The organism is Pantoea sp. MBLJ3 (genome assembly GCF_000816655.1).
Taxonomy (GTDB): domain Bacteria; phylum Pseudomonadota; class Gammaproteobacteria; order Enterobacterales; family Enterobacteriaceae; genus Pantoea; species Pantoea eucalypti.
In genome coordinates this window covers 234,699-255,950 of sequence record NZ_JSUT01000003.1, presented here as the reverse complement: position 1 = coordinate 255,950, position 21,252 = coordinate 234,699, and the positions used below count along the sequence as shown (strand labels likewise).

Here is a 21,252-nt window from a genome sequence, read left to right as displayed (position 1 = left end):
CCGCGCTTTTCGTTACACTCAGATTTTAGTGAAATGTAAAAAGGATGCACTGGTGAGTGAGAACCTGAGTGAGCTGTACAGTAATCAACGAACCCTTTTTGGCCGCGGTAGTCTGGATAAGCTGGTGCCGCTGCTGGCAGCCCGTTCACAGCCTACCCTGCTGTTTTGCGGACAATCTTTCCTGCAGGGCCCGGCCTACGCCCGGCTGAAAGCTGGCCTCAACGATCACATTATTGGCTACGAAATTGTCAGCCATGAAGCCTCACCCACTGAAATTGATGGCTGGGTTGCGCGCTGGCGCGGGCATGTTGATCGGGTAGTCGCGATTGGTGGAGGGAGTGTGCTGGATGCGGCGAAAGCGTTCAGTGCGATGGTACAGCATCCGTTACCTGTCGCCCGTTATCTGGAAAAAGTGGGTGACACCGCCGTTCAGCCCATCACGTTGCCGCTGATTGCTGTTCCGACTACTGCCGGGACCGGCAGTGAAGTGACGCAAAATGCGGTGGTAACCGATCAGCAGGACATTCAAATCAAAGCGTCATTGCGCCACCCGGTCTTTGTGCCAGAGGTGGCGATTCTTGACCCGGATCTGCTGAAAGGTGCACCTGACTCTGTGCTGGCGACCTGCGGAATTGATGCCTTTACCCACCTGTTCGAAGCGTATCTCTCCAGCAAAGGCAATCTCTTCACCCGACAGCTGGCGCTGACCGGTCTGCGTCAGTTTATTCAGGCCTGGCCTGCACTCAATCGCGAGGATGCGGTTGGTGATGAGGCACGAGAAGCGATGATGATGGCGTCGTGGCTGGGAGGTGTCAGTCTCAGCAGTGCGGGTCTCGGCGTGATCCATGGTATTGCGGGAGAACTGGGGGCGATAAAACCGTTCCATCACGGAGAAGTATGCGGACGGCTTCTGTTTCCGTTCCTGGATCTGTTGTCTGATAGCGAGCAGCCGCTGCAGCGAAAGCTGATGGCCGAGCTACACCCACAACTTTTCAGCGAAACCACGGATTCACCGGCACAGTTTCTGAAGCAGTGGCTGCAGGCGCAGTCGATCACCCCGTTCTGGCAGGATGGCCCCACACTGAGCCGCACCGAGGTCGAGTGGATTCTGGCGCGTGCCAACAGCAAAAACTCGCTGGTAAATTACAGCCACGAACAGATGCAGACGATGATTACGCAGGCCTGGCAAATCACGGCGTGATCAACGCGAATCTCGCTTCCCGGTTCCGGCAATTCTGACCTGCCAGCCCTGGCAGGTCAGGCATCCGCTCAGCGCAATTCTGTTGCATCCGCGCTCTGAGACGCGAGGCTAAGCCTCTCTGGCGCTAAAAGGCCCCTCACCTGCCAGCATCTGCTCAATCACCTGCAGCACGCCCTGCTCGTTGTTAGAGGGTGCTTCAAAGCGCGCCGCCTGCTTCACCCGCTCAGGCGCGTTGCCCATGGCAAAACTAAAGCCGGACTGTTTGAGCATCTCCAGATCGTTACCGCCATCGCCGAAGGCCAGCACCTGATCGTGCGTAATCCCCCAGCGTTGAGCCAGCAGATCCAGACCGTGCGCTTTATGATTTCCCGGCACGATCAAATCTACCGAACCGTGACCGCTGGAGGTCGCCGCCACGCGGCCCTGATGCAAACGCTCAATATCCGCCATCAGTGCTTCTATGTGATCGTCAGACAGATTCAGTGCGAACTTAAACAGCCTGTCATCCTGCACCTCATTCAGATGATGAATCGGCTTCAGCCGGTGACAGTAGTGGCGCATCTTCTTAAGCCAGGTCTCTTCCATGCCCTCGAAGTAATACGCGCTGTCACGTCCACACAGCAGGTAACGCAGGCCGGGATAGTTGCCGTTTTGCAGAGTGTCGATGACCGCTTCCACATCACGTCGTTCAAAGGCACCGCAAAACAGCTCCTCATCACGATCAATAATCCATGCGCCGTTCTCTGCCACAAAAGCGATATCGCTGGCGATCTCCGGGAAGAAGGATTTGAGCTGGTAATACTGATTGCCGCTGGCTACCACAAATTTGATGTCACGGGCGGTGAGTTGCTGATAGCAGTCGAGAAAACGGGATCGATTATACTGCTTGTTATCGTCCAGAAACGTGCCATCCATATCTACCGCAACCATCTTAACCGTCGTCATCATGACTCCTTACACAGGAAATTTCAGAGTGGAGTCTCAGGATAGCCGCTGGCGCAGCAAAACGGAAAGAAAGAGGGATGGCCTGAGCCATCCCCCGGGAATCAGTTCAGGGCGCTATTCAGCACCAGCGCGGTAATCACCCCGGTCGCGGCAGCAATCAGCACATAGTTGCCATCAATGTTTGCCCAGTGGTAACCACGTGGCGGTTCACGCAGACCGCGTTCATGCCAGTCGGCTACACGATAATGGTCACCGCGATATTCTGGCGGAACAGGATGGCCGCGACGGAAGTCGTGCCCCTGCCAGGCGAAATGGTCCCGTTCATTGCGGCCCTCTCTGCCATGGCGTTTGTTATCCTGATCCGGGCGATGATTGCCCATATCATGATCGCGATTGTCGCGGCCGCGATTCTGGTCAGGACCGCGATTGTCAGGACGATGATCATCATTCTGATGTGGCACCGGCATACGCGGTGCGTCTCCGTGATCGTCTGCCCGTGAGGGCTGAGAAAAGAGTGTGCTGCATGTCAAAAGTGAAGCGATAAGCGTGAGTGTTGTTTTTTTCATGATACTGCCTCCGAAAATAACGGCTGTTCAGGCACCGTTGATTGGCATGATGGCAATAATTGTGGCGGGAGACATCTTCAAAAGTCTTAAAATCCGGTAACTTACACACTATTACGCTTGCTTAGCGCTTTCTTAACACGCGTCATATCCGGACAGCTTTCCTGACGTAATCCAGATATCAAAGAGTCAGCCTGATAATCACGCATCAGGCTGACTGTTTAAGCGTTGAGATGCGTCAGGATGCTGAATCGCTCTCTGACGCGTTATCCGGTTATGGCGTACTGAGGATCACTGGCGCGTCCGGTAACCCGGTAAAGTGCGTCACAATGTGGTGATAATCAGCCGTCGGATCCAGATCCCTGAACAAATCCGGATAGAGATCTTTTGCCAGAATTTCCATTCCGATAATGTTGTAAGGGTGATTATAGAAATGGTGATAAACGCCATACACCCGCTTCTGTTTTATCGGTTCGATCTGCTCCAGACCGGTACGGCTCTGCAGGCGGTTAAAGGTGGCGGTCACGTCGGCATGGCTGGCACCGTAGCCAAACGGCAGCACGTTGCTGTTCGGGCGTTTAGAGCCGGTCATGATGTAGACGTCCGGCTTCATGGCGATAATCTTCTCCAGCGACACAAATCCTGAACTGCCGGGCAGTAACGCTGAGCCGATATTTTTTCCACCGACCGCTTCTACCAGTGCGCCCCAGCCGTTATGACCGTGGGTAAAGCAGCAGTTATCGCTGTTGCCGGCAATTGGCTCAATAAACACTGTCGGCTTGTGCTGCACCTGCGCAATCTTCTGCTGAAGCATCTCCCAGCGCTGCTGGTAAAAATCAGCATAGGCTTTCGCCTCGGCTTCGCGGTTCAGAACGGTACCCAGCACTTTCACACTCTTCAGGGTATTCTCTTTTGGATGGAGTTCATCATCCAGGAACAGCACCGGGATATGCAGATTTTTCAGGGTCGCCAGCACGCCTGACTGCACCAGGGCCGGTTTGGCACGCAGCTGGGCAATCATCATATCGGGCTGCTGAGCCAGCACGCTCTCCAGATTGACCTGTCCCTGATCGTTAAAGCCCATGTCCACAATGGATGCGGCCTGCGGCCAGCGCTGCTTCAGCAGGTCCCAGGTCTGAGTGTCCTGCTTTTTCGGCAGGTTGTTCCAGGCGACAACCCGCTGAAACGGATTCTGTCGATCCAGTAGTGCCAGCGACATCACGTCGCGCCCATCCTGCAAAATTACATGTTGTGGCTCTTTTTGCAGCGTAATTTTCTGGCCATCCATGTCGGTCACGGTGACCGGATAGGTGGTAGCCGCACAGGCCGTTGACAGTAAAAGTGTGGTAGCTGCAGCAATCCCGATTTTCATTTTTCTCCTGTCCCATAAAGGAATAATAATTATTCGCGTTTACTTTACCATGCGAATACGTAACAAATGTAAAAATTGCTGACCGGATGCTACTGTCAGAGAAGATCAGGAACGCGATTGCTGGCTGAAATCACGAAGCGATGGCGCAGAATTGCGGAGGAGGAGAGTAAGAACGGCGAGTGGCGGGCAGGAAAGCAGGCGCGTCTCAGCGTGACTGAGATGCGCCTGTTGCGTGTTACTTCACCAGCGAATAGAAGATTGCAGAGATAGCAATTAGTCCGATCAACACAACAAACAGGTTGCTGATGTGACCACTGTATTTACGCATCGCGGGCACCTTCTGGATGGCATACATCGGCATCAGGAACAGGATCATGGCAATAATCGGTCCGCCCAGTGTCTCAATCATGCCGAGAATATTCGGGTCCAGCGTCGCCACCAGCCATGTGGTCAGCAGCATAAAGAGTGCCGTCAGGCGATTCAGTCTGGCTGGCGCGATGGTCTTACCGCGACTGCGCAACGCCTTATTGACCATACCGTTAAATCCTTCGCGCGCACCCAGATAGTGACCCAGGAATGATTTGGTGATCGCCACAATGGCAATCAGCGGCCCCATCCACGCAATCATCGGCACCTGAAAATGGTTAGCCAGATAAGAAAGGATGGTGATGTTCTGCGCCTTGGCAGCGTGTAAATCTTCGGGCGACAGGCTCAGCACGCAGCTGAACACAAAGAACATCACCGTCACTACCATCATCAGGTGCGAACAGGCCAGAATGCGCGAACACTTTTTCTCAGCGGCATCGCCATACTCTTCGCGCTTCGCCAGCGCAAAGGAAGAGATGATAGGTGAATGGTTAAACGAGAAGACCATCACCGGAATCGCCAGCCACAGCGTCATCCACAGGCTGCTGCCCGCAGGCTGAACGTTAAGGGTCGACAGCGCCGCGCCGTGCCAGTGTGGAATCAGGTAGCAGGCCATCAGCATCAGTACCGCCACAAACGGGTAAACCAGCACGCTCATCGCTTTCACGATCATCTTCTCGCCGAAACGCACAATGGTCATCAGTCCGACAATCAGCAGCAGCGACAGCAGCACACGCGGCGGTGGCACCAGGCCAAGCTGATGCACCATCAGGCTCTCTACCGTATTGGTAATCGCCACGCTGTACATCAGCAGTATCGGGTAGATAGCGAAGAAATAGAGCAGCGTAATCAGCTTGCCCGCGCCGATGCCAAAATGCTCCTCGACCACTTCAGTGATATCACCGGCCGGATTTTTACCGGAGAGCACAAAGCGCGTCAGAGCGCGGTGCGCAAAGAAGGTCAGCGGAAAAGCCAGCACCGCCATAATGATCAGCGGGATCAGACCGCCGACACCCGCATTAATTGGCAGGAACAGTACACCCGCGCCAATTGCCGTGCCGTATAAACCCAGCATCCACATGGTGTCGGTTTTACGCCATCCCGTATCGACGTCACTCTCAAGCGCACCCAGCGTGCCCGTTTGCGTGGTTTTCATCAGATTTTCCGTGTTAAAAGCCGCCATTAATTTGAGCCAACAGGCAGGAAAAGGTCTCTCCCGCTCTCCGCCTCTGCTGCAAGCGGATCAGTGAAGGGTAACGCTGATCCGCCCGCGCCTAGGTAATCGATTGCGTGCGCCACTTTTTACACTACATGACGATAAAACTTCAAGTAACGAAGATAAACTCGCATGTGTTGCGCAAAAATCCGTCATATCGTGCAAGACGACTGCACGGCGATCATGCCATTTATGTGGCGGTTTTACCCCCTTAAAAAGGTGATCCCTGCAACGATTCAGCATAACGGACTACGCTTTACCTCACGCTGTCGCGATCACGCCGACAGATGCAAAGGAGATGAAAATGAAGATTGCCTGCCTGGGATGGGGATCGTTAATCTGGAAAACCGGCGACCTGCCAGTGGCCAGTCCGTGGCATCATGATGGTCCTGCGGTACCGATTGAATTTGTGCGCATCGCTGACGGCGGTGAACTCTCGACCGCAATCTGTCTGAACGCAAAACCGGTGCAGGTACTCTGGGCCTGGTTAAACACGGCGTCACTGGAGAGCGCCTGCCGTGCATTGCGCCTTCGTGAGGCGATTCCGGACAGCCGCGTCGATGGCATCGGCATGATTACGGTGACAGAGAACGCAACCGGACCGCTGGCGGAGTGGGCACAGACGAAAGGCATTGAAGGATTAATCTGGACCGGTCTGCCCGCCCGCATGGCGGGAACGGAAGGCCAGATCCCCACGCTGGATGACGCACGGCACTATTTGCATAATCTCACCGGTGAAACACGCGAGCATGCGTTTCACTACATCGAACAGGTTCCGGCGCAGATCGATACGGTTTATCGTCGTGCCTTTGCCGATCTGGCCCGCTGGCAGCCCGATTCGGCCTCCGCCCCGGTCGCTACGATCCAGCTGCATCCGCCCTGTCAGCCCGGCTGATACAGGTCAGTCATATGCACCGCTCTGCTTACTCCTCAAAGGGTTACTACACTTCAGGCAGGTTGCGATTTCAGGTTCCCTGAGTCTTTCCCGCGGGTAGTCACGCCTTCTGGCCTGACCACCATTCCCTTGTCAGCAGGAGATGAAGAGATGAAAGCATTAACTTATCATGGTCCCCATAAAGTCAGTGTGGATAACGTGCCCGATCCGGGACTGGAAGCCGCCGATGATATTATCCTGCGTGTGACCGCTACCGCTATTTGCGGTTCAGACCTGCATCTCTATCGCGGCAAAATCCCGGGGACCGGGCATGGCGATATCTTTGGTCATGAGTTTATGGGTGAAGTGGTTGAGACCGGAAGCGCCGTGACCGCCGTGGCCAAAGGCGATCGGGTTGTCATCCCTTTTGTTATCGCCTGTGGCGACTGCTTTTTCTGCCTCATGAGTCAGTATGCCGCCTGTGAAAATACCAATAGCGGACGAGGCGCCATCCTGAACCGCAAAAACATCACGCCACCTGCGGCGCTGTTTGGGTTCAGCAAGCTTTATGGCGGTGTGCCTGGCGGCCAGGCGGAATATGTCCGTGTGCCCAAAGCCAATACAGGCCCGTTCAAAGTGCCGTCGGTGCTGTCGGATGAAAAAGTGCTGTTCCTGTCGGATATTCTGCCCACTGCCTGGCAGGCGGTGAAAAACGCTGAGGTCAAGCCGGGCTCCAGCCTGGCAATTTTCGGTGCCGGACCGGTTGGCCTGCTCAGTGCTGCCTGCGCCCGCCAGCAGGGTGCCGAACAGATCTACATGATTGACCATAATAATTACCGCTTAAACTTTGCCCGCGAACGTTACGGCGTAATCCCGATTAATTTCGATGAAATTGATGATCCGGCTGGCTGGATTATCGAACACAGTACCGGCAATCGCGGTGTAGATGCCGTAATTGATGCCGTCGGGTTTGAGGCAAAAGGCAGCATGACTGAGACCGTGCTCACCAATCTCAAGCTGGAAGGCAGTAGCGGCAAAGCATTGCGTCAGTGTATTGCTGCAGTGCGACGTGGCGGTATCGTCAGCGTGCCAGGCGTCTACGCAGGATTTATTCACGGCTTTCTGTTTGGCGATGCCTTCGACAAAGGGCTGACCTTTAAGATGGGACAGACGCATGTCCATGCTTATCTGCCTGACCTGCTGAAGCTGATTGAGCAGGGCCATCTGACGCCGGAAGAGATTATAACTCACCATCTCCCGCTGGAAGATGCCGCACGCGGCTACGATATTTTCGCAAAACGCGAAGAGGAGTGTCGCAAGGTGATTCTGGTGCCTGGCATGGCAGCCTCCCAGGCCACCATTTAGTCACATGAACCAGCAGGGCCACATTCCCTGCTCCCCGGCAGAGAACTCTGCCGGGGAATTCATTTCAAAACGGCTTACGCTCCAGACTGCTTCGCCACTCCCGCCGCTCCAGCAGATGTTCATCCGGCGAATCCGCCGTGTCCACCTGACTCCCCTGCTCGAGCAGTCGCGCACTGCGTGAATGGGGATGACTTTCACTGATCACCTGTTGTGAAAACGCGCCAAACGATAACAGCAAAAACAGTAATGCACTGGCCAGCCTCACTTTCATACGCACACCTCAATGAATTCGGTGTCGCTATGCTGCCTGAAGGGTTTTCATTTTCTGTCAGTAACAGGCAAAGTTATGTGGGTAGCGGGAACAAGCTGCGACGGGTTTACTCGCGGTTCAGGATAGCCCGTCAGTACAGCTCGAAAGTTTTCCCGCTTCCCGTCCCTATTCCCTTCAGGAGGATGCCAGTGAACATCAATCAGTTTGATCAGCCGGTCGGTGAAGCGTTGCCCGACTGGCAGCCGGTCGCCAGACCTCACGGCGTTCCTCTCCAGGGACAGCACTGCCTTCTTTTACCGCTTAGCGTGGAACATGCGGCGTCGCTGTTACAGGCCTTTATGCTGGCACCTGATGATCGCGACTGGACCTGGCTGAGCGCAGAGCGGCCCGCTTCGCTGATGCAGATGCAGCGCTGGATTGCGGATAAAGTTGCTGATAAAGCCCTGGTACCCTTCACTGTCTGCACGCCGAATCAGCAGCCCTGCGGTGTGGTCTGCTTCGCCAGCATTGAACCCGAACATGGCACCCTTGAAATCGGTCACGTCACCTGGTCGCCGCTGATGCAGCGTAGTGTGATCGGCAGCGAGGCGATTTTTCTGCTGCTGCAACAGGCTTTCTCGCTGGGGTATCGGCGAGTCGCGTGGCGCTGTGATTCAACCAATGTGGCGTCACGACGCGCAGCAGAACGGCTGGGGTTTCGATTTGAGGGCCGTTTTCGTCAGGTCATGACGCGAAAACAGCGTAATCGGGATACCGACTGGCTGTCGATGATTGATCGGGAATGGCCAGACGTTCAGCGCGCCCTGAACGCCTGGCTGAGCGCGGATAATTTCACCGCCGAAGGAGAGCAAAAGCGCTCACTCAGCGCCTGTTTCGCCGGTGCTCATCGGGGCGATACTGACGCGACAAGCCGGAAAGGTTAAGCAGGCACGGGCCATTAATGCAGCCGACGCACGCTCAGTGCCGCAGACCAGCGCTGCCGCTGACAGCGCGGACAGACGGCCGGCTGCCCGGCTTCTATCCTCTGTGTTTGCCCGCAATGCGTGCAGGCGTAAAGGGCGCTGATCGGCACCGTACTGTAATCCTGCCGATGATCCGGCGGCAGTATGCTTAGCCCGGCGCGCATCTCATTATCATCATAGAAATAGAGGCTAAGCTGACCGTCGACCTCCACCAGCGCCAGCCGGACCTGCCCCAGATGCTCCACGCCGCTCTGCCGCAACTCCATAAAGAACTCATCTTCGGAAATATTCAGCCGATCCAGACTTTCCAGCACATACAACCCATCTTTAATCAGCGTAATGACGTCGCCCTGAATAAATCGTGAAAAGCGCGGGCTGTGTGCCGTCAGCCAGGTCGTCAGGCGGTAGAGGGCCAGAAGCACCACAAACACCATAATGACCGGCAACACCGGTACATCATCGTAAAATGTGACGTCACCCGATGCCGAGCCCAGTGTCAGGATGACCACCAGTTCGAACAGGGACAGCTGGCGCACGCCGCGTCGTCCAGACACTTTCAAAAAGGTGAATACCACCAGATATGCGATCAGGACCCGCGCCACCACCTCAAATAAAAAAGTGGCCGGTTGATCGTTGAGTAAGAAACGGTGCCAGTCGAATGAGAACATAGTCTGCTAAACATCCTGTTTTAAGGGAACGCGCATTATCGCAGCCCTCCGTTGATGACCCGCAGATTCAGGCCAGTGATAAGTAAATCTTGTCGCCAGACCGCCAAAAGGCAAGCGAAGCTGTAACGTAAAAGCGGGTGAGTCTGACCTCTCTGCATGTGAAGGAAAAGGTTAATAAAGCTGAAAATAGCGCTGACGCTGTTCACGTTGCGCTTATCAAACAGATTATGAAACTTAACCAAAAAACATCCTGTTTCTGACTGGAATTCTTTTACCGCTACGCTTTTTTTCTTTTTACTTCAATGAGTTGATTAACACATTCTCGCATCTATACTTTCCAGTAAGGCTTCCGTAAACCCGATAACATTCAGAGAAGTCAGTCTTTTTCCTGTCGATAGCGCCGCACATAGATACCTGCTATCTCTCGTCCAGACCGCCACAGGACCTGATGCCTGTCCTTCAGTGGTTGTGCCTTATGGCAAGGATCGCCCATCTGTTCAGACTGGTCATAACGACCAGTCTGCAATGCATACCTGTAACGCCCTGACCCGTTTCACGACGGCTCGTCAGAGAGAAACGTGTTGCTTTTTTTTCGGGAGATGCCATGACGCCTTTTACCAGTTTCTGGCAGGCCGGCTATGAAGGTGCCGACCATATCAATCCTGCCGGGATTGCGCTGTCGATGAACGATCTTAATCAGCATCAGGCACGTGTAGCAGAGGATTATGCCGCGCTGTCCCCCTTTTCTATTCGCACGGTACGCGAAAGCGTCGGCTGGCGCTTATGTGAACGCGATGGGCATTATGACTTTTCGACGGTCGCTGCGCGGATGCGGGCCGCAGAGCAGCAGGGCATCCAGCTGAGCTGGACAATCTGCCATTACGGCTGGCCCGCTGGCGTCAGCCTGTTTGATCACGATTTTATCAGTCGCTTTGCTGCGTTCTGCGGTGCGCTGGCCCGCTTTCTGGCGCCCTGGTATCAGCAGCCGCCGGTCTACTCCCCAATGAATGAAATCTCCTTTGTCAGTTGGGGCATCTCGGTCGGGCTGTTCGCCTGTGAGGCGATTCCGGCGCCGGATCGGGCGGATGCTGCCAAGCAGCAACTGGTTCGCGCCACTCTGGCCGCCTGTGATGCGATCTGGCTGGCCGATCCGCGCGCCCGTCTGCTGCACTGCGATCCGCTGATCCATATCGTGCCCGATCCTGCCGATCCCACCAGTGACGTGCTGGCGCGTGAGATGTGCGATACCCAGTATCAGGCGTGGGACATGCTTAGCGGCAGGCGTAACCCGGAGCTGGGTGGCACACCCCGCTATCTCGATCTGATTGGCGTGAATTACTACCACGATAACCAGTGGGAACAGGGCTCAAACCTCCGCCTTTACTGGCATCTGGGCGACAACCGCCGCCAGCCACTGCATCAGATGCTGCAGCAAGTCTGGCAGCGTTACCAGCGGCCCATTCTGCTGGCGGAAACGAGTCATGTTGGCAGCGGACGTGGAGCCTGGATCAGCGAAATCACCGCCCAGGTAGCGCAGGCACAGCTGGCAGGCGTTGATCTGATCGGCATCTGCCTCTATCCGATCCTCGATCGTCCCTTGTGGGAAGAGACAACCTTCTGGACCCGCAGCGGTTTATGGGATCTCGATCTGCTGGGGCCGGATCCTTACGCCCGCCAGTTACAGCAGCCTTATGCCGACGCTTTACGGCAGGCGCAGCGCTTTTTGCAGCACATTCAGTCCCCACTACAACGTCAGGAGCACACCATGAAACCACCTGTTCTCATTGTTTTCAGCCATTTACGCTGGGGATTTGTTTTCCAGCGTCCGCAGCAGCTTCTGACACGCCTGGCGCAGCACTATCGCGTGCTGTTTGTCGAGGAGCCGGTCCGGCAGTCGGGGCCACCGGGTCTGCATCAGAGTTCACCTGCCGCTAACATCACGGTCATCCAGCCACATACCGACAGCGACGCGCCCGGTTTTCATGACAGTCAGATCGCGCCACTGTTGCTGCTGCTGGCGCCACTTCTTGAGGAAGATGAACAGCCGCTGATCTGGTTCTATACGCCGATGGCGCTGCCGCTGCTGACGCCGTTTGATCCCTCGCTGGTAATTTACGACTGTATGGATGAGCTTTCCGCTTTCCAGAATGCGCCGCGCCAGTTACAACAGCGCGAATCGGCACTGATGACCCGCGCCGATCTGGTCTTTACGGGCGGCACCAGTCTCTACGAAGCGAAGCGTGACAAACATTCTCAGGTCTACTGCTTTCCCAGCAGTGTCGATGCTGTTCATTTTGAGCAGGCACGCGATCGCACTAATCGTCATCCGTTGCAGGATACGATTCCACCGCAGCGTCTGGGATACTACGGCGTGCTTGATGAGCGCATCGACCTGTCGCTGATTGCGACGCTGGCAGACACCCACCCCGAATGGCAGATCATTATGGTTGGGCCGGTAGTAAAAATTGATCCCGCCAGCCTGCCACAGCGCGACAATATTCACTGGCTCGGCCAGCAGCCCTACCAGGCACTGCCGCAATTTCTGGCAGGCTGGGATGTTTGTCTGATGCCGTTCGCCATTAATGCCTCCACCCGCTTCATCTCGCCTACCAAGGTGCTGGAATATATGGCGGCGCAGCTGCCGATTGTCAGTACCGCGATTGTCGATGTGGCGCGCCACTACGCAGAGGAGGTGGCAGTAGCAGAAACTCACCCGGCGTTTATTGCCGCCTGTGAACAGGCAATGGCGATGGGTGCCGCTGAGCGGCTGGCGCTGATGGGACGGATGCAGACAAAAGTGGATGCCACCTCATGGGATCGCACCGCTGAGCAGATACATGGACTGATCCAGCAGGCGCTCGCGCAACGTCAGCCTGCCCTGAAGTCAGCCAGTCAGGCCAGCGCACAGACTAACGTGACACCACTCACCCCGGCGATGCTGGAGAGCGAAGCGGTGCCCTGCCTGATTATCGGCGCCGGACCCACCGGGCTGAGCGCCGGTTATCACTATGGCGAAGGCGCAGTCCTGCTGGAGAAAAATAGCACCCCAGGCGGCTGGTGCCGCTCGATTGACGATCAGGGGTTCACCTTCGATTATGCTGGTCACATTATGTTCTCGCAGGACCCATATGTGTTGCAGCTCTATGAAATGCTGCTGGGCGACAATCTGCACTGGCAGGCACGTGAAGCCTGGGTCTACAGTGACGGCGTGTATACCCGCTATCCGTTCCAGTCAGCGCTGCACGGCTTACCCGTCGAAGTGGTAAAAGAGTGCGTGCTGGGGGCTATCGAGGCGCGTTATGGCGCAACGGCGACAGCTGCCGTGCCGCTGGATCGCGCGCGGGCGCGGCGGGATTGCTGTGCGGATGGCGCGATTCCTGATGAGGGCAGCAGCAGCGGCATGGTGGAAGGCGAAGAGGATTTCCAGCACTTCATTATGCGAACCTGGGGTAAAGGCATCGCACGTCACTTTGCCCTGCCCTACAACCAGAAGCTGTGGAAGGTGCCGTTGAGCGACATGGAAACCTCGTGGCTGGGCGGACGCGTCCCACTGCCCGATCTGTCGCAGATCATCGATGGCGCACTACAACCACTGGCGAAACCGGTCGGCCCTAACGCCCGATTTGGCTATCCGCTGCGCGGCGGTTTCCAGGCACTGATGTCCGGCTTCCTGCCGCATCTGAAATGTACGCTGGAAACGGATACGACGCTGACCCGCATCTATTCGCAGGCGCATGTTGCGCTGCTGGCGGATGGTCGCCACTACCGTTATGAGCAGTTGATTAGCACCATGCCGCTACCTGAGCTGATTAAACTGATGGGCGATGAGGTGCCGGAGAGTGTGCAACGGGCGGCGCAGCAGCTGCAGTTTGTTTCGGTGCGCTGTGTGAATCTGGGCATTGGTCGCGCTGATCTGACCGAAAAGCACTGGATTTACTATCCTGGCGATACGCTGTTCCACCGCATCTTTGTGCAGGGTAATGCCAGCCCACACTGCAATCCGCCGGGCGGATTCGGCTTAACCTGCGAAATCACTTACAATGCGGCCAACCCACTGCCGCTGGAGGGCGATGCGCTGATTGAGCGCTGCCGTCAGGATTGCATCAGGGTCGGCATGATCACTGCGGACGATCCGCTGCTTTGTGCTTCAGAGGTTGATATGCCCTATGCCTACGTGGTCTATGACCATGCACGAAGCGATAACGTGGCGCTGATCCGTCAGTGGCTGCTGACTCAGGATATTCATCTGTCGGGTCGCTACAGCGAGTGGGAATATTACAATTCGGATCACGCGTTTCTGGCAGGTAAACGTGCAGCCGAAAATGTCCGGCTGCAGCATGTCCGCGCAGGAACCGTTGGCTGATTTTAAGCCGCCCGCTACGACAGTCGCTGGCTGCACTTCGCGGCTTTCAGCGACTGTAACTGATTCAGTCGCCGTTCTGCCTTCTGGCTGGCATTGTATTTCGCAATGCCATTACCCAGCCCGAAATCGCCGACAAACCCCAGTACGGTCAGTGCATCAAACTGGCCGGTTTGCTCAATGTCACTCTGCACGCTGTGCGCTTTCACGAGTTCCTGATCCAGTGCACTGCAGTTAAGTGTCGCCGTCTCTTCCGGCGTTACCGCCGCCGCCTGAGGATACTGTTTGGTGGCACAGCCGGTTAGTGCCAGCGCCAGCAGCACCGTTAAAACGCTCGGTTTACCCATTTCTTATTGCCTGTTTTTTGCTCAGTCAACGCTATTATCGGCAGCATACACAGAGAACATGAGTCTCTGACCTACCAATAATGGTCGAAACCGCTACGCTAATGTAGGATTCAGCGCGCTGCAGTCATAAGCAGCCTGCTACCGACCGGAAGTCACGCAGCGAACGAACATTATCCGTTCATCACTTCTGCCAGACCTTTCAGATAGTTAGCCAGTATGATGCTGCCACCAGCAGCGTGTTAAGAACAAAGCCAGACCGTTAATGCGTCCCAGGCCCTCGCATAGGCGAAGACAGGCACAGAAAATTTGCGCGTCGGGTTTATCAGCGTTTGTTCCAGATGAGGTTTTTCCATGCGTTTTAAAGGATTGAACATCGGGTTTTTCATTTTGATTCTGGCTATCGCCACCGTCGCTTTTTTTGACGTCCTTTCGCCCTATTTCTCGTCGATTTTATGGGCAGCGATTCTGGCGGTCATTTTCCATCCGCTGAAAACCTGGCTTCGTAATCGACTGGGTGATCGTAATGGCGTAGCGGCGTTAATTACCCTGCTCTGTATTTGCCTGATTGTGTTTACGCCGCTGGCGATCATTGCCTCCTCACTGGTGGTTGAAACCAACGCGGTCTATCACAAGCTGCAGACCAACTCGTCGCAGTTCCCGGTGGTCTTCGCCGATCTGTTGCAGCATCTGCCGCGCTGGGCGAAGCATTTTCTGGCTGAAAACAATCTGGATAACGCCGGGCAGATTCAGCAGAAGCTCTCCTCGTTTGCCCTTAAGGGCGGTCAGTATGTCGCGGGCAGCGCCTTTATTATCGGTAAAGGAACGTTCAGCTTCACCGTCGGCTTTGGCATCATGCTTTATCTGCTGTTCTTCCTGCTGAAAGATGGCTCCTATCTGGTACATCTGATTCTGGAAGCGCTGCCGCTTTCAACCTACGTGAAGCATCACCTGATGGTGAAGTTTGCCGCCGTGGCGCGCGCGACGGTGAAAGGCACGGTGGTAGTCGGTATCGTTCAGGGTATTCTCGGCGGGCTGGCCTTCTGGTTTACCGGCATCGACGGCAGCCTGCTGTGGGGTGCGCTGATGGCCTTCCTCTCCCTGATTCCGGCCGTCGGTTCCGCCATTATCTGGGTGCCTGCGGCGATCTTCTTCTTCGCCACTGGCGCACTGTGGAAAGGGCTGTTCCTGGTGGGTTTCTTCGTGGTGATTGTCGGTCTGGTGGATAATATCCTGCGTCCGCTGCTGGTCGGCAAAGACACCAAAATGCCTGACTATATGATCCTGATTGCCACGCTGGGCGGCATGGAAATCTACGGCATTAACGGTTTTGTTATCGGTCCGGTGATTGCTGCTCTGTTTATCGCCTGCTGGAATCTCCTCTCCGGACGCGACAACCGCGAGAATATCGAAGCCATCGACGAAGAGTTTATCGAAGAAGGCAAGAAACAGTCCGATGACGCCGCCGAGGCAGCAGCAGAAGCCGCGGCAGAAGCGGCTGCGGCATCAGCGGAAGCGGCTGCAGAAACGGAAAGCAAAGTCTCAGCGTTAGTCGCCTCGCAGAGAGAGAAAGCAGCCTTGAATAAGCCCTGACAGCGTCAGGCCATAAAAAAACCCACCTTTCGGTGGGTTTTTTTTAACTCTGAAACAGCAGCGAATTAGTTGGTCGCTTTGTTTTTCAGATCTTCAGCACCCTGCTTGGTTTTATCCCAGCCTTTCTCAGTGCCTTCTTTGGTTTTGTGCCAGCCCTTCTGTGTACCTTCGGTGATTTTGCTACCGGTGGTGTGGCTCTTGCCTTCAGCGGCGTGCTCAGACTTCAGCTTCAGCTCTTCGCCTTCGTTCTGGGTCTGATGCAGTTTTTCTTTCGCGGTATCAGCGCCTTTATGCGCTTCTGCAACGGTGTTGTCTGTAGTAGTAGCAGCAAATACTGGCGAGGCCAGCAAAATAGCAGACAGTGCAATAATTGATTTCTTCATAATTCCCTCTGTATTCATCGTTGCCGTGTAGGTTTTAATCCTGGCATAGCCTTCCCAGGAAAGATTTAAGAATAAACCAGGAATGAAAAAGGGCCAGTTTTCACCAGAAAAAGTGATTGATTGTAGATTTTTCGCCCACTACCAAAGCGCGAGCTGCGGATCGTCGTCTTTTTCAGGCTGATTTCGGGTCACGCGAGCAGGCGGCGCAGGCTGTTCCAGCTGTCGCGTAATCCACGCCAGTAACACCGTTACCACATACGCCTGCTGCTCAGCACTCAGCGGCTGATGCTGTCCGATATTGTGCCATTTACTCAGACAGCCACGACAGCATGTCGCGGTGGCGTGCTGGGCGATAAACACCGGATGGCCGCGCATGGGTGTCTGTTTGCCATCATTCTCAGGCTGGGCAGGCGCAAGGCGCTGTTCCACAAACCCTGCGGCGTGCTGTCTCACCACCGACTCGCCTTTGCTGTTGGCGTAATCATATTCAGCGCGTCCAAGGCGAAAACGCTGGCGGAACGGTGAGCGCGCCAGCCGGATAAAGAGATCGTCTGAAACCTTCATGCTAATACTCGTTACTCATATTTACGTCCCGCCAGATAACTGACGCCCTGCAGACCAAACGCCTCGCGATGCAGCTCATTCGGCTGCAGGTGAAATGTCTCACCGGGATGATAAGTCGTGTCGCCCTGTTCAGTACTGATAGTGATGTCACCACTGAGAATCAGTGCCAGCGCCTCAAAGGGATGGACGTGATTATCAAGCTGGGCTGACGCTGCACGTTCAACCAGCAGCGGCTCATCAAAGCCCTGTTCGGCTAACAATTTTCTGAATTCATGTTCGGTCATGGCAACACCTCAATGTGGAACAGACCCTAAGCAGTGTAGACGATCTTTATGGTTACTTATGGCACTCAACGGGTTACGTACCGTCGCGCAGGCAACGTTGTTGACCGGTCAGTCGGATGGTGTTCCTGCTCTCTTATTGTCGCTGGTTTGACATCAGGATGACAAAAAAGTGTGTTCACCATGAAAGAACAGGGCTATTGCTGATTAACTACCAATAGTCCAAAAGAGGCGTGGAGGCCCGTCGGGCACAGACGCTGCTGACTCAAACAGGACTCATTATGCTGCAATCAGACGAAAACGAACCCCGCAGCGACAGCCAGTGAATCGCAGCGTAGGCCAGTCGCATAGTGTGGCGTGGATAGCGTTATTGTCGGCGGTGGTGCCAGTAGGTTAAATGCGGCGGCAGCGTAACGGTGTGCGCACCCGACGATGGATTACTGAATGCCAACCGCCAGGCGTCTTCCCGGATGGAAACTAGTGCTGGTTGCCCATTTTTTCGGCGTAGTCGATATGTTCGGAAAGACTGGCAACCAGTTTTTTGGCCATTTCAATGGTCAGCCCCAGGAACAGCGTCTCCTGCGGGCCCTGTTCACGCGGGGCGTCGGGATCGATATAACCGAATTTGAGGACGAGTGCCTGATGCGAGCTCAGAGGACCGATATGCCAGCCGGTGATCGGATAGAAGGTAAAACGTGTAAATTCATTCACATTAATCCTGACTGTAAAAGCATAACGCTGATTGATAGTCAGGCCAGCTCTGATGATAAAACATGAGTGGAGTAGTGAGTCTGAACTAAATCGACAGGATTACAAGGGCAGCGGCAGAATAAGCGCAGCGTCAAAGGGTTCGCTTTGTGGCGGTGTCTGTTGCCTGTTCTGCCGGACCAATCCCGCGCATCTTCATGTGGACCCGCGGCAAAAACGGGCAGCTGCGTCAGTTACAGCGAAATAACACGGGTCAGGAACCGGATGACCGCCTGTGCAGCCTCTCCTGACCCGTCACGATCACAACCAGCCAGAGCGGCGCAGCCTGGCCCACAGCCCGCCGCAGGCCACCAGTGTCAGCCCGACAGCCAGCGGATAACCATACAGCGACTTCAGCTCTGGCATGTGCTCGAAGTTCATGCCATACATGCTGAATACAACTGTCGGGATCACCAGAATCGCGCCCCAGCCGGCCAGCTTTTTCACCACTTCATTCTGCTGCACCGTGACCAGCGCCAGATTGACCTGCATGGCGCTGGTCAGCATCTCGCGCATATCTTCCGCGTCGGTTACCACATGGCGGGCATGGTCCTGTACGTCACGGATATAGGCACGCAGCGGACGGGGTATCAAATCTTCATGCAGGTGAATCAGCTGATTGCAGATCTCTTCAACCGGTAGCGCCGCATTGCGCAGCGACAGCAGATGACGACGCATGGTGTAAACCGATTGCACCGACTTGCGGTCGAATTCGCTGGTAAAGAGATCGTTCTCCATCTGCCCGACCCGCTCATTCAGAGAGGTGGAGAGTTGAGCATACCGATCCACGACAAAATCGAGCAGGCAGTAAAGCGGATAGGCCGGACCAAATTTTAGCAGCGCCGGGTTTTCAGACGCCCGCTGTCGCACCGGGGTGTAGCTTTCCGATGCGCCGTGACGGATGCTGATCAGGAATTTTTTCCCAACAAAGAAATGGGACTCACCCAGCTCGCAGGTATCATCCTTAGCGCACACCGTCTTCACGACAATAAACAGTGAGTCGCCATAATGTTCGATTTTAGGTCGCTGATGGGCATTAAGCGCATCCTCAACCGCCAGTTCGTGGAGTCCAAACTCCTCTTTAATCTTCGCCATAAACTCAGCGTCTGGCTGCCACAGCCCAAGCCAGATAAACGCCTCCGGCTCTTTAATCACTTCACTGATATCATCGACCTGGACCTCTTCGCCCGCGCATCCCGGACGATACACCATGCTACTTACGATCATCTTCTGCATTCCTGTTGTGACAGTACATGGAGCTTAGCTAATGCCGGGCCTGTAACCGGATAAAAACCGTAAGGATTTGCTGCGGCGTTGCGCAATCTGCGGATTACCACTTTAGCCCAAGCCCGGTGGAGAAGATGCCTTCATTCAGGGTATCCGGTATGCCGCTGACCAGGTTGCGATGATAGCCAATATGCAGGGTTGACCAGGAAGTCAGGCTATAGCGCATTCCGACTTCCGCATCCAGCATAAATACCCCGTCATCGTCCAGCGAATGGCCGATGTCGCCATTGCTGTAAAGCGTGACCGACTTGCCCAGCAAATAGCGCTGATAGTTCCAGCGTACTGAGCCGCCAAAATGTCGCTCTTCCCTGTCATCGCTGTAGCCATACTCAAAGGCACCGCCCAGCAATGAGAGTGAGAACGCGCTGAGTTCAGTGTCCCACAGCTGATAGCCTGGCCCGGTACCGATCAGCGCCTGCCGGGAGAGATTCTCAACCCAGTCGCGCTTGTAGGTCGCGCGGGTCTGCCAGAAATACTGCTCCCTGACCAGGTAATCAAAGGCATAGCGCAGGCTGTAGTTACTGGTGTTGATGCTGTCGTTTTCCTGCTCGCGATTGAAGGTCGCGCCGATGTCATGCCGCCATTTTCCCTGGTTGAGTTTGGTGTTAAGCGCAAAACTGTAGTCATCCGTTTTGGTCGAGGCTTTTTTGACTTTGACGCCCGCATCGATGTTGCCGGTCCAGGCGAGCTGATCGGTGCGTACTTTGGCTTTCATAAACTCGTCAATACGCCTGAGGGAGACCTGCTGTTCCTGCTCGTTGCGCTCAACCCAGACATAGCCGGGATCGGACGAGCTGAGCCGCACCTGATAATGCTCACCGGTCTGTTTGTTTTCGACATTGACCGGATTCTCGCTGGCGAGCGTGCTGACCGCATTCCAGTCCAGCGTGACGGTCCCGGCATACTGTGTCTCTATACCCAGCTTGCCGTCACTGAGATAACGAATCGTGCCCGTCAGCCGGTCGCCATTATTCAGCCAGACGGTATCGGCTGCGGCCTGCTCTGCCCATCCGGCACAGCAGAAGATGACCAGCAGTCTGGTCAACAAGTTGGAACAACGCATGGCTTTCCCTGTAAAAGCGTTGCCCTGTATGGACGACGCATCACCGCAAATTCTGACCCGACAATTAAGCCGATTCTGCGATGATAAGCAATCTGCCCAGGGTTATGACAGGTCGTGCAGTGCTTTACCGAGCGGCGGAGTCAGCGCGAAATCCATAAAGCTAACCGCCAGCCCTTCGCGTTCGGGCGAGCAGCCCATCACACCGACAAAACGCCACCCCTGACCCGGCCACGGGCAGAGCCGCAACAGCGGCCATATCTCTCCATCAGTGGAGTACTGGATCCTCAGCGCGGCATTTTCCAGCGTGGCTCGCATCCAGAACTGACGCGCATCGCCTGGAAAAACGCCGGTAGACCAGTCAGAAAACTCACGCGTGACCACGCTGCCAATGGCGGGCTGGTCATCGTTGAACTCAATACCCGCTTTAACCCAATGCGTTTCACTGTCCTGAATGAACAGACCAGCCTGATCATAGAGCTGACTGAATTCTGCCCTCACCTGCACCTGAACGGTGAAGTCGTTTTCTACCCAGAAGCCAAAGGCGTGGCCGCTGTGCCGTTCGAAGCCGTACCAGGTGCGCTGCCAGAAATCACTGTTTAATGCGGTTTCGAACTGCAACGTATTGCCATCCAGACTGTGTACCGGCGGCTGATTAATCCAGACGCCGCCTTCGGTGGTCAATGAACTGACTGCTGTCATAGGGACTCCTTTCTGTACGTTAAACCGCCCGCGATCAGGTTGCTCTACCGCAAGACGATGGGTCTGATTATCATAGCCTTGTTGTTAAACGCGCGGCAGACTCACGCAGCTAATCTGATTAAAGTGAT

20 protein-coding genes are annotated in these 21,252 nt (G+C 55.2%); 6 read left to right on the top strand and 14 right to left on the bottom strand.

The window, feature by feature from the left end:
• The first annotated feature begins 52 nt into the window (after positions 1 to 52).
• Positions 53 to 1,201 (top strand): iron-containing alcohol dehydrogenase, encoded by a 1,149-nt coding sequence (locus tag NP77_RS04265; RefSeq protein ID WP_039659295.1) that lies wholly within the window; start codon positions 53 to 55, stop codon positions 1,199 to 1,201.
• A gap of 108 nt (positions 1,202 to 1,309) precedes the next feature.
• On the opposite strand, the gene NP77_RS04260 is transcribed toward NP77_RS04265, so the two are convergent.
• From NP77_RS04260 to NP77_RS04245, 4 genes are all read right to left on the bottom strand, one after another.
• Positions 1,310 to 2,146, bottom strand: coding sequence for a Cof-type HAD-IIB family hydrolase (locus NP77_RS04260; RefSeq protein ID WP_039659155.1), 837 nt, complete (start codon positions 2,144 to 2,146; stop codon positions 1,310 to 1,312).
• Positions 2,147 to 2,247: 101 nt separating this feature from the next.
• A complete protein-coding gene (locus NP77_RS04255; RefSeq protein ID WP_033763066.1) occupies positions 2,248 to 2,712 on the bottom strand; it encodes an RcnB family protein in 465 nt (154 codons plus the stop codon).
• 271 nt (positions 2,713 to 2,983) lie between these two features.
• Positions 2,984 to 4,081 (bottom strand): ABC transporter substrate-binding protein, encoded by a 1,098-nt coding sequence (locus NP77_RS04250; RefSeq protein WP_039659147.1) that lies wholly within the window; start codon positions 4,079 to 4,081, stop codon positions 2,984 to 2,986.
• Positions 4,082 to 4,316: 235 nt separating this feature from the next.
• Complete coding sequence (locus NP77_RS04245; RefSeq protein WP_003854047.1) at positions 4,317 to 5,603, bottom strand: HAAAP family serine/threonine permease; 1,287 nt, start codon at positions 5,601 to 5,603, stop codon at positions 4,317 to 4,319.
• A gap of 364 nt (positions 5,604 to 5,967) precedes the next feature.
• Here NP77_RS04245 and NP77_RS04240 point away from each other — a divergent pair, with 364 nt between their 5' ends.
• On the top strand, positions 5,968 to 6,558 hold the full coding sequence (locus NP77_RS04240) for a hypothetical protein (RefSeq protein ID WP_039659146.1): 591 nt from the start codon (positions 5,968 to 5,970) through the stop codon (positions 6,556 to 6,558).
• Positions 6,559 to 6,708: 150 nt separating this feature from the next.
• On the top strand, positions 6,709 to 7,902 hold the full coding sequence (locus NP77_RS04235) for a zinc-dependent alcohol dehydrogenase (protein WP_003854051.1): 1,194 nt from the start codon (positions 6,709 to 6,711) through the stop codon (positions 7,900 to 7,902).
• A gap of 64 nt (positions 7,903 to 7,966) precedes the next feature.
• Here NP77_RS04235 and NP77_RS04230 read toward each other — a convergent pair whose 3' ends face one another.
• Positions 7,967 to 8,173: a hypothetical protein gene (locus NP77_RS04230; protein ID WP_039659145.1), complete on the bottom strand. Its 207-nt coding sequence runs from the start codon at positions 8,171 to 8,173 to the stop codon at positions 7,967 to 7,969.
• 188 nt (positions 8,174 to 8,361) lie between these two features.
• On the opposite strand from NP77_RS04230, the gene NP77_RS04225 reads away from it, so the two are divergent.
• Positions 8,362 to 9,096 (top strand): GNAT family N-acetyltransferase, encoded by a 735-nt coding sequence (locus tag NP77_RS04225; RefSeq protein WP_003854055.1) that lies wholly within the window; start codon positions 8,362 to 8,364, stop codon positions 9,094 to 9,096.
• A 14-nt stretch (positions 9,097 to 9,110) separates the two neighbouring features.
• On the opposite strand, the gene NP77_RS04220 is transcribed toward NP77_RS04225, so the two are convergent.
• Positions 9,111 to 9,803 carry a YetF domain-containing protein gene (locus NP77_RS04220; protein ID WP_039659144.1) on the bottom strand — a complete coding sequence of 231 codons (693 nt, stop codon included), beginning with the start codon at positions 9,801 to 9,803 and terminating at the stop codon, positions 9,111 to 9,113.
• A 604-nt stretch (positions 9,804 to 10,407) separates the two neighbouring features.
• On the opposite strand from NP77_RS04220, the gene NP77_RS04210 reads away from it, so the two are divergent.
• Positions 10,408 to 14,166 (top strand): NAD(P)-binding protein, encoded by a 3,759-nt coding sequence (locus NP77_RS04210; protein WP_039659138.1) that lies wholly within the window; start codon positions 10,408 to 10,410, stop codon positions 14,164 to 14,166.
• Between the two features lie 14 nt (positions 14,167 to 14,180).
• On the opposite strand, the gene NP77_RS04205 is transcribed toward NP77_RS04210, so the two are convergent.
• The gene (locus NP77_RS04205; RefSeq protein WP_003854059.1) at positions 14,181 to 14,510 is read right to left on the bottom strand and encodes a hypothetical protein; all 330 of its coding nucleotides are present in this window, start codon (positions 14,508 to 14,510) and stop codon (positions 14,181 to 14,183) included.
• Between the two features lie 351 nt (positions 14,511 to 14,861).
• Between NP77_RS04205 and NP77_RS04200 the strand changes: the two genes are divergently transcribed.
• Positions 14,862 to 16,100 carry an AI-2E family transporter gene (locus NP77_RS04200; protein ID WP_003854064.1) on the top strand — a complete coding sequence of 413 codons (1,239 nt, stop codon included), beginning with the start codon at positions 14,862 to 14,864 and terminating at the stop codon, positions 16,098 to 16,100.
• Between the two features lie 65 nt (positions 16,101 to 16,165).
• Here NP77_RS04200 and NP77_RS04195 read toward each other — a convergent pair whose 3' ends face one another.
• The 7 genes from NP77_RS04195 to NP77_RS04165 all read right to left on the bottom strand — a co-directional run bounded on the left by NP77_RS04195 (position 16,166) and on the right by NP77_RS04165 (position 21,124).
• Positions 16,166 to 16,483 (bottom strand): hypothetical protein, encoded by a 318-nt coding sequence (locus NP77_RS04195; RefSeq protein ID WP_003854066.1) that lies wholly within the window; start codon positions 16,481 to 16,483, stop codon positions 16,166 to 16,168.
• A gap of 138 nt (positions 16,484 to 16,621) precedes the next feature.
• Complete coding sequence (locus tag NP77_RS04190) at positions 16,622 to 17,047, bottom strand: DUF4186 domain-containing protein (RefSeq protein ID WP_008924986.1); 426 nt, start codon at positions 17,045 to 17,047, stop codon at positions 16,622 to 16,624.
• An 11-nt stretch (positions 17,048 to 17,058) separates the two neighbouring features.
• A complete protein-coding gene (locus tag NP77_RS04185) occupies positions 17,059 to 17,331 on the bottom strand; it encodes a cupin domain-containing protein (RefSeq protein WP_003854069.1) in 273 nt (90 codons plus the stop codon).
• Positions 17,332 to 17,805: 474 nt separating this feature from the next.
• Positions 17,806 to 18,039 (bottom strand): hypothetical protein, encoded by a 234-nt coding sequence (locus tag NP77_RS04180; protein ID WP_003854071.1) that lies wholly within the window; start codon positions 18,037 to 18,039, stop codon positions 17,806 to 17,808.
• 297 nt (positions 18,040 to 18,336) lie between these two features.
• Positions 18,337 to 19,302 carry a magnesium/cobalt transporter CorA gene (gene corA, locus NP77_RS04175; protein ID WP_003854075.1) on the bottom strand — a complete coding sequence of 322 codons (966 nt, stop codon included), beginning with the start codon at positions 19,300 to 19,302 and terminating at the stop codon, positions 18,337 to 18,339.
• Between the two features lie 103 nt (positions 19,303 to 19,405).
• Positions 19,406 to 20,425 carry a DUF481 domain-containing protein gene (locus tag NP77_RS04170; RefSeq protein WP_008924985.1) on the bottom strand — a complete coding sequence of 340 codons (1,020 nt, stop codon included), beginning with the start codon at positions 20,423 to 20,425 and terminating at the stop codon, positions 19,406 to 19,408.
• Between the two features lie 102 nt (positions 20,426 to 20,527).
• On the bottom strand, positions 20,528 to 21,124 hold the full coding sequence (locus NP77_RS04165; RefSeq protein WP_039659137.1) for a DUF1349 domain-containing protein: 597 nt from the start codon (positions 21,122 to 21,124) through the stop codon (positions 20,528 to 20,530).
• Positions 21,125 to 21,252: the final 128 nt, after the last annotated feature.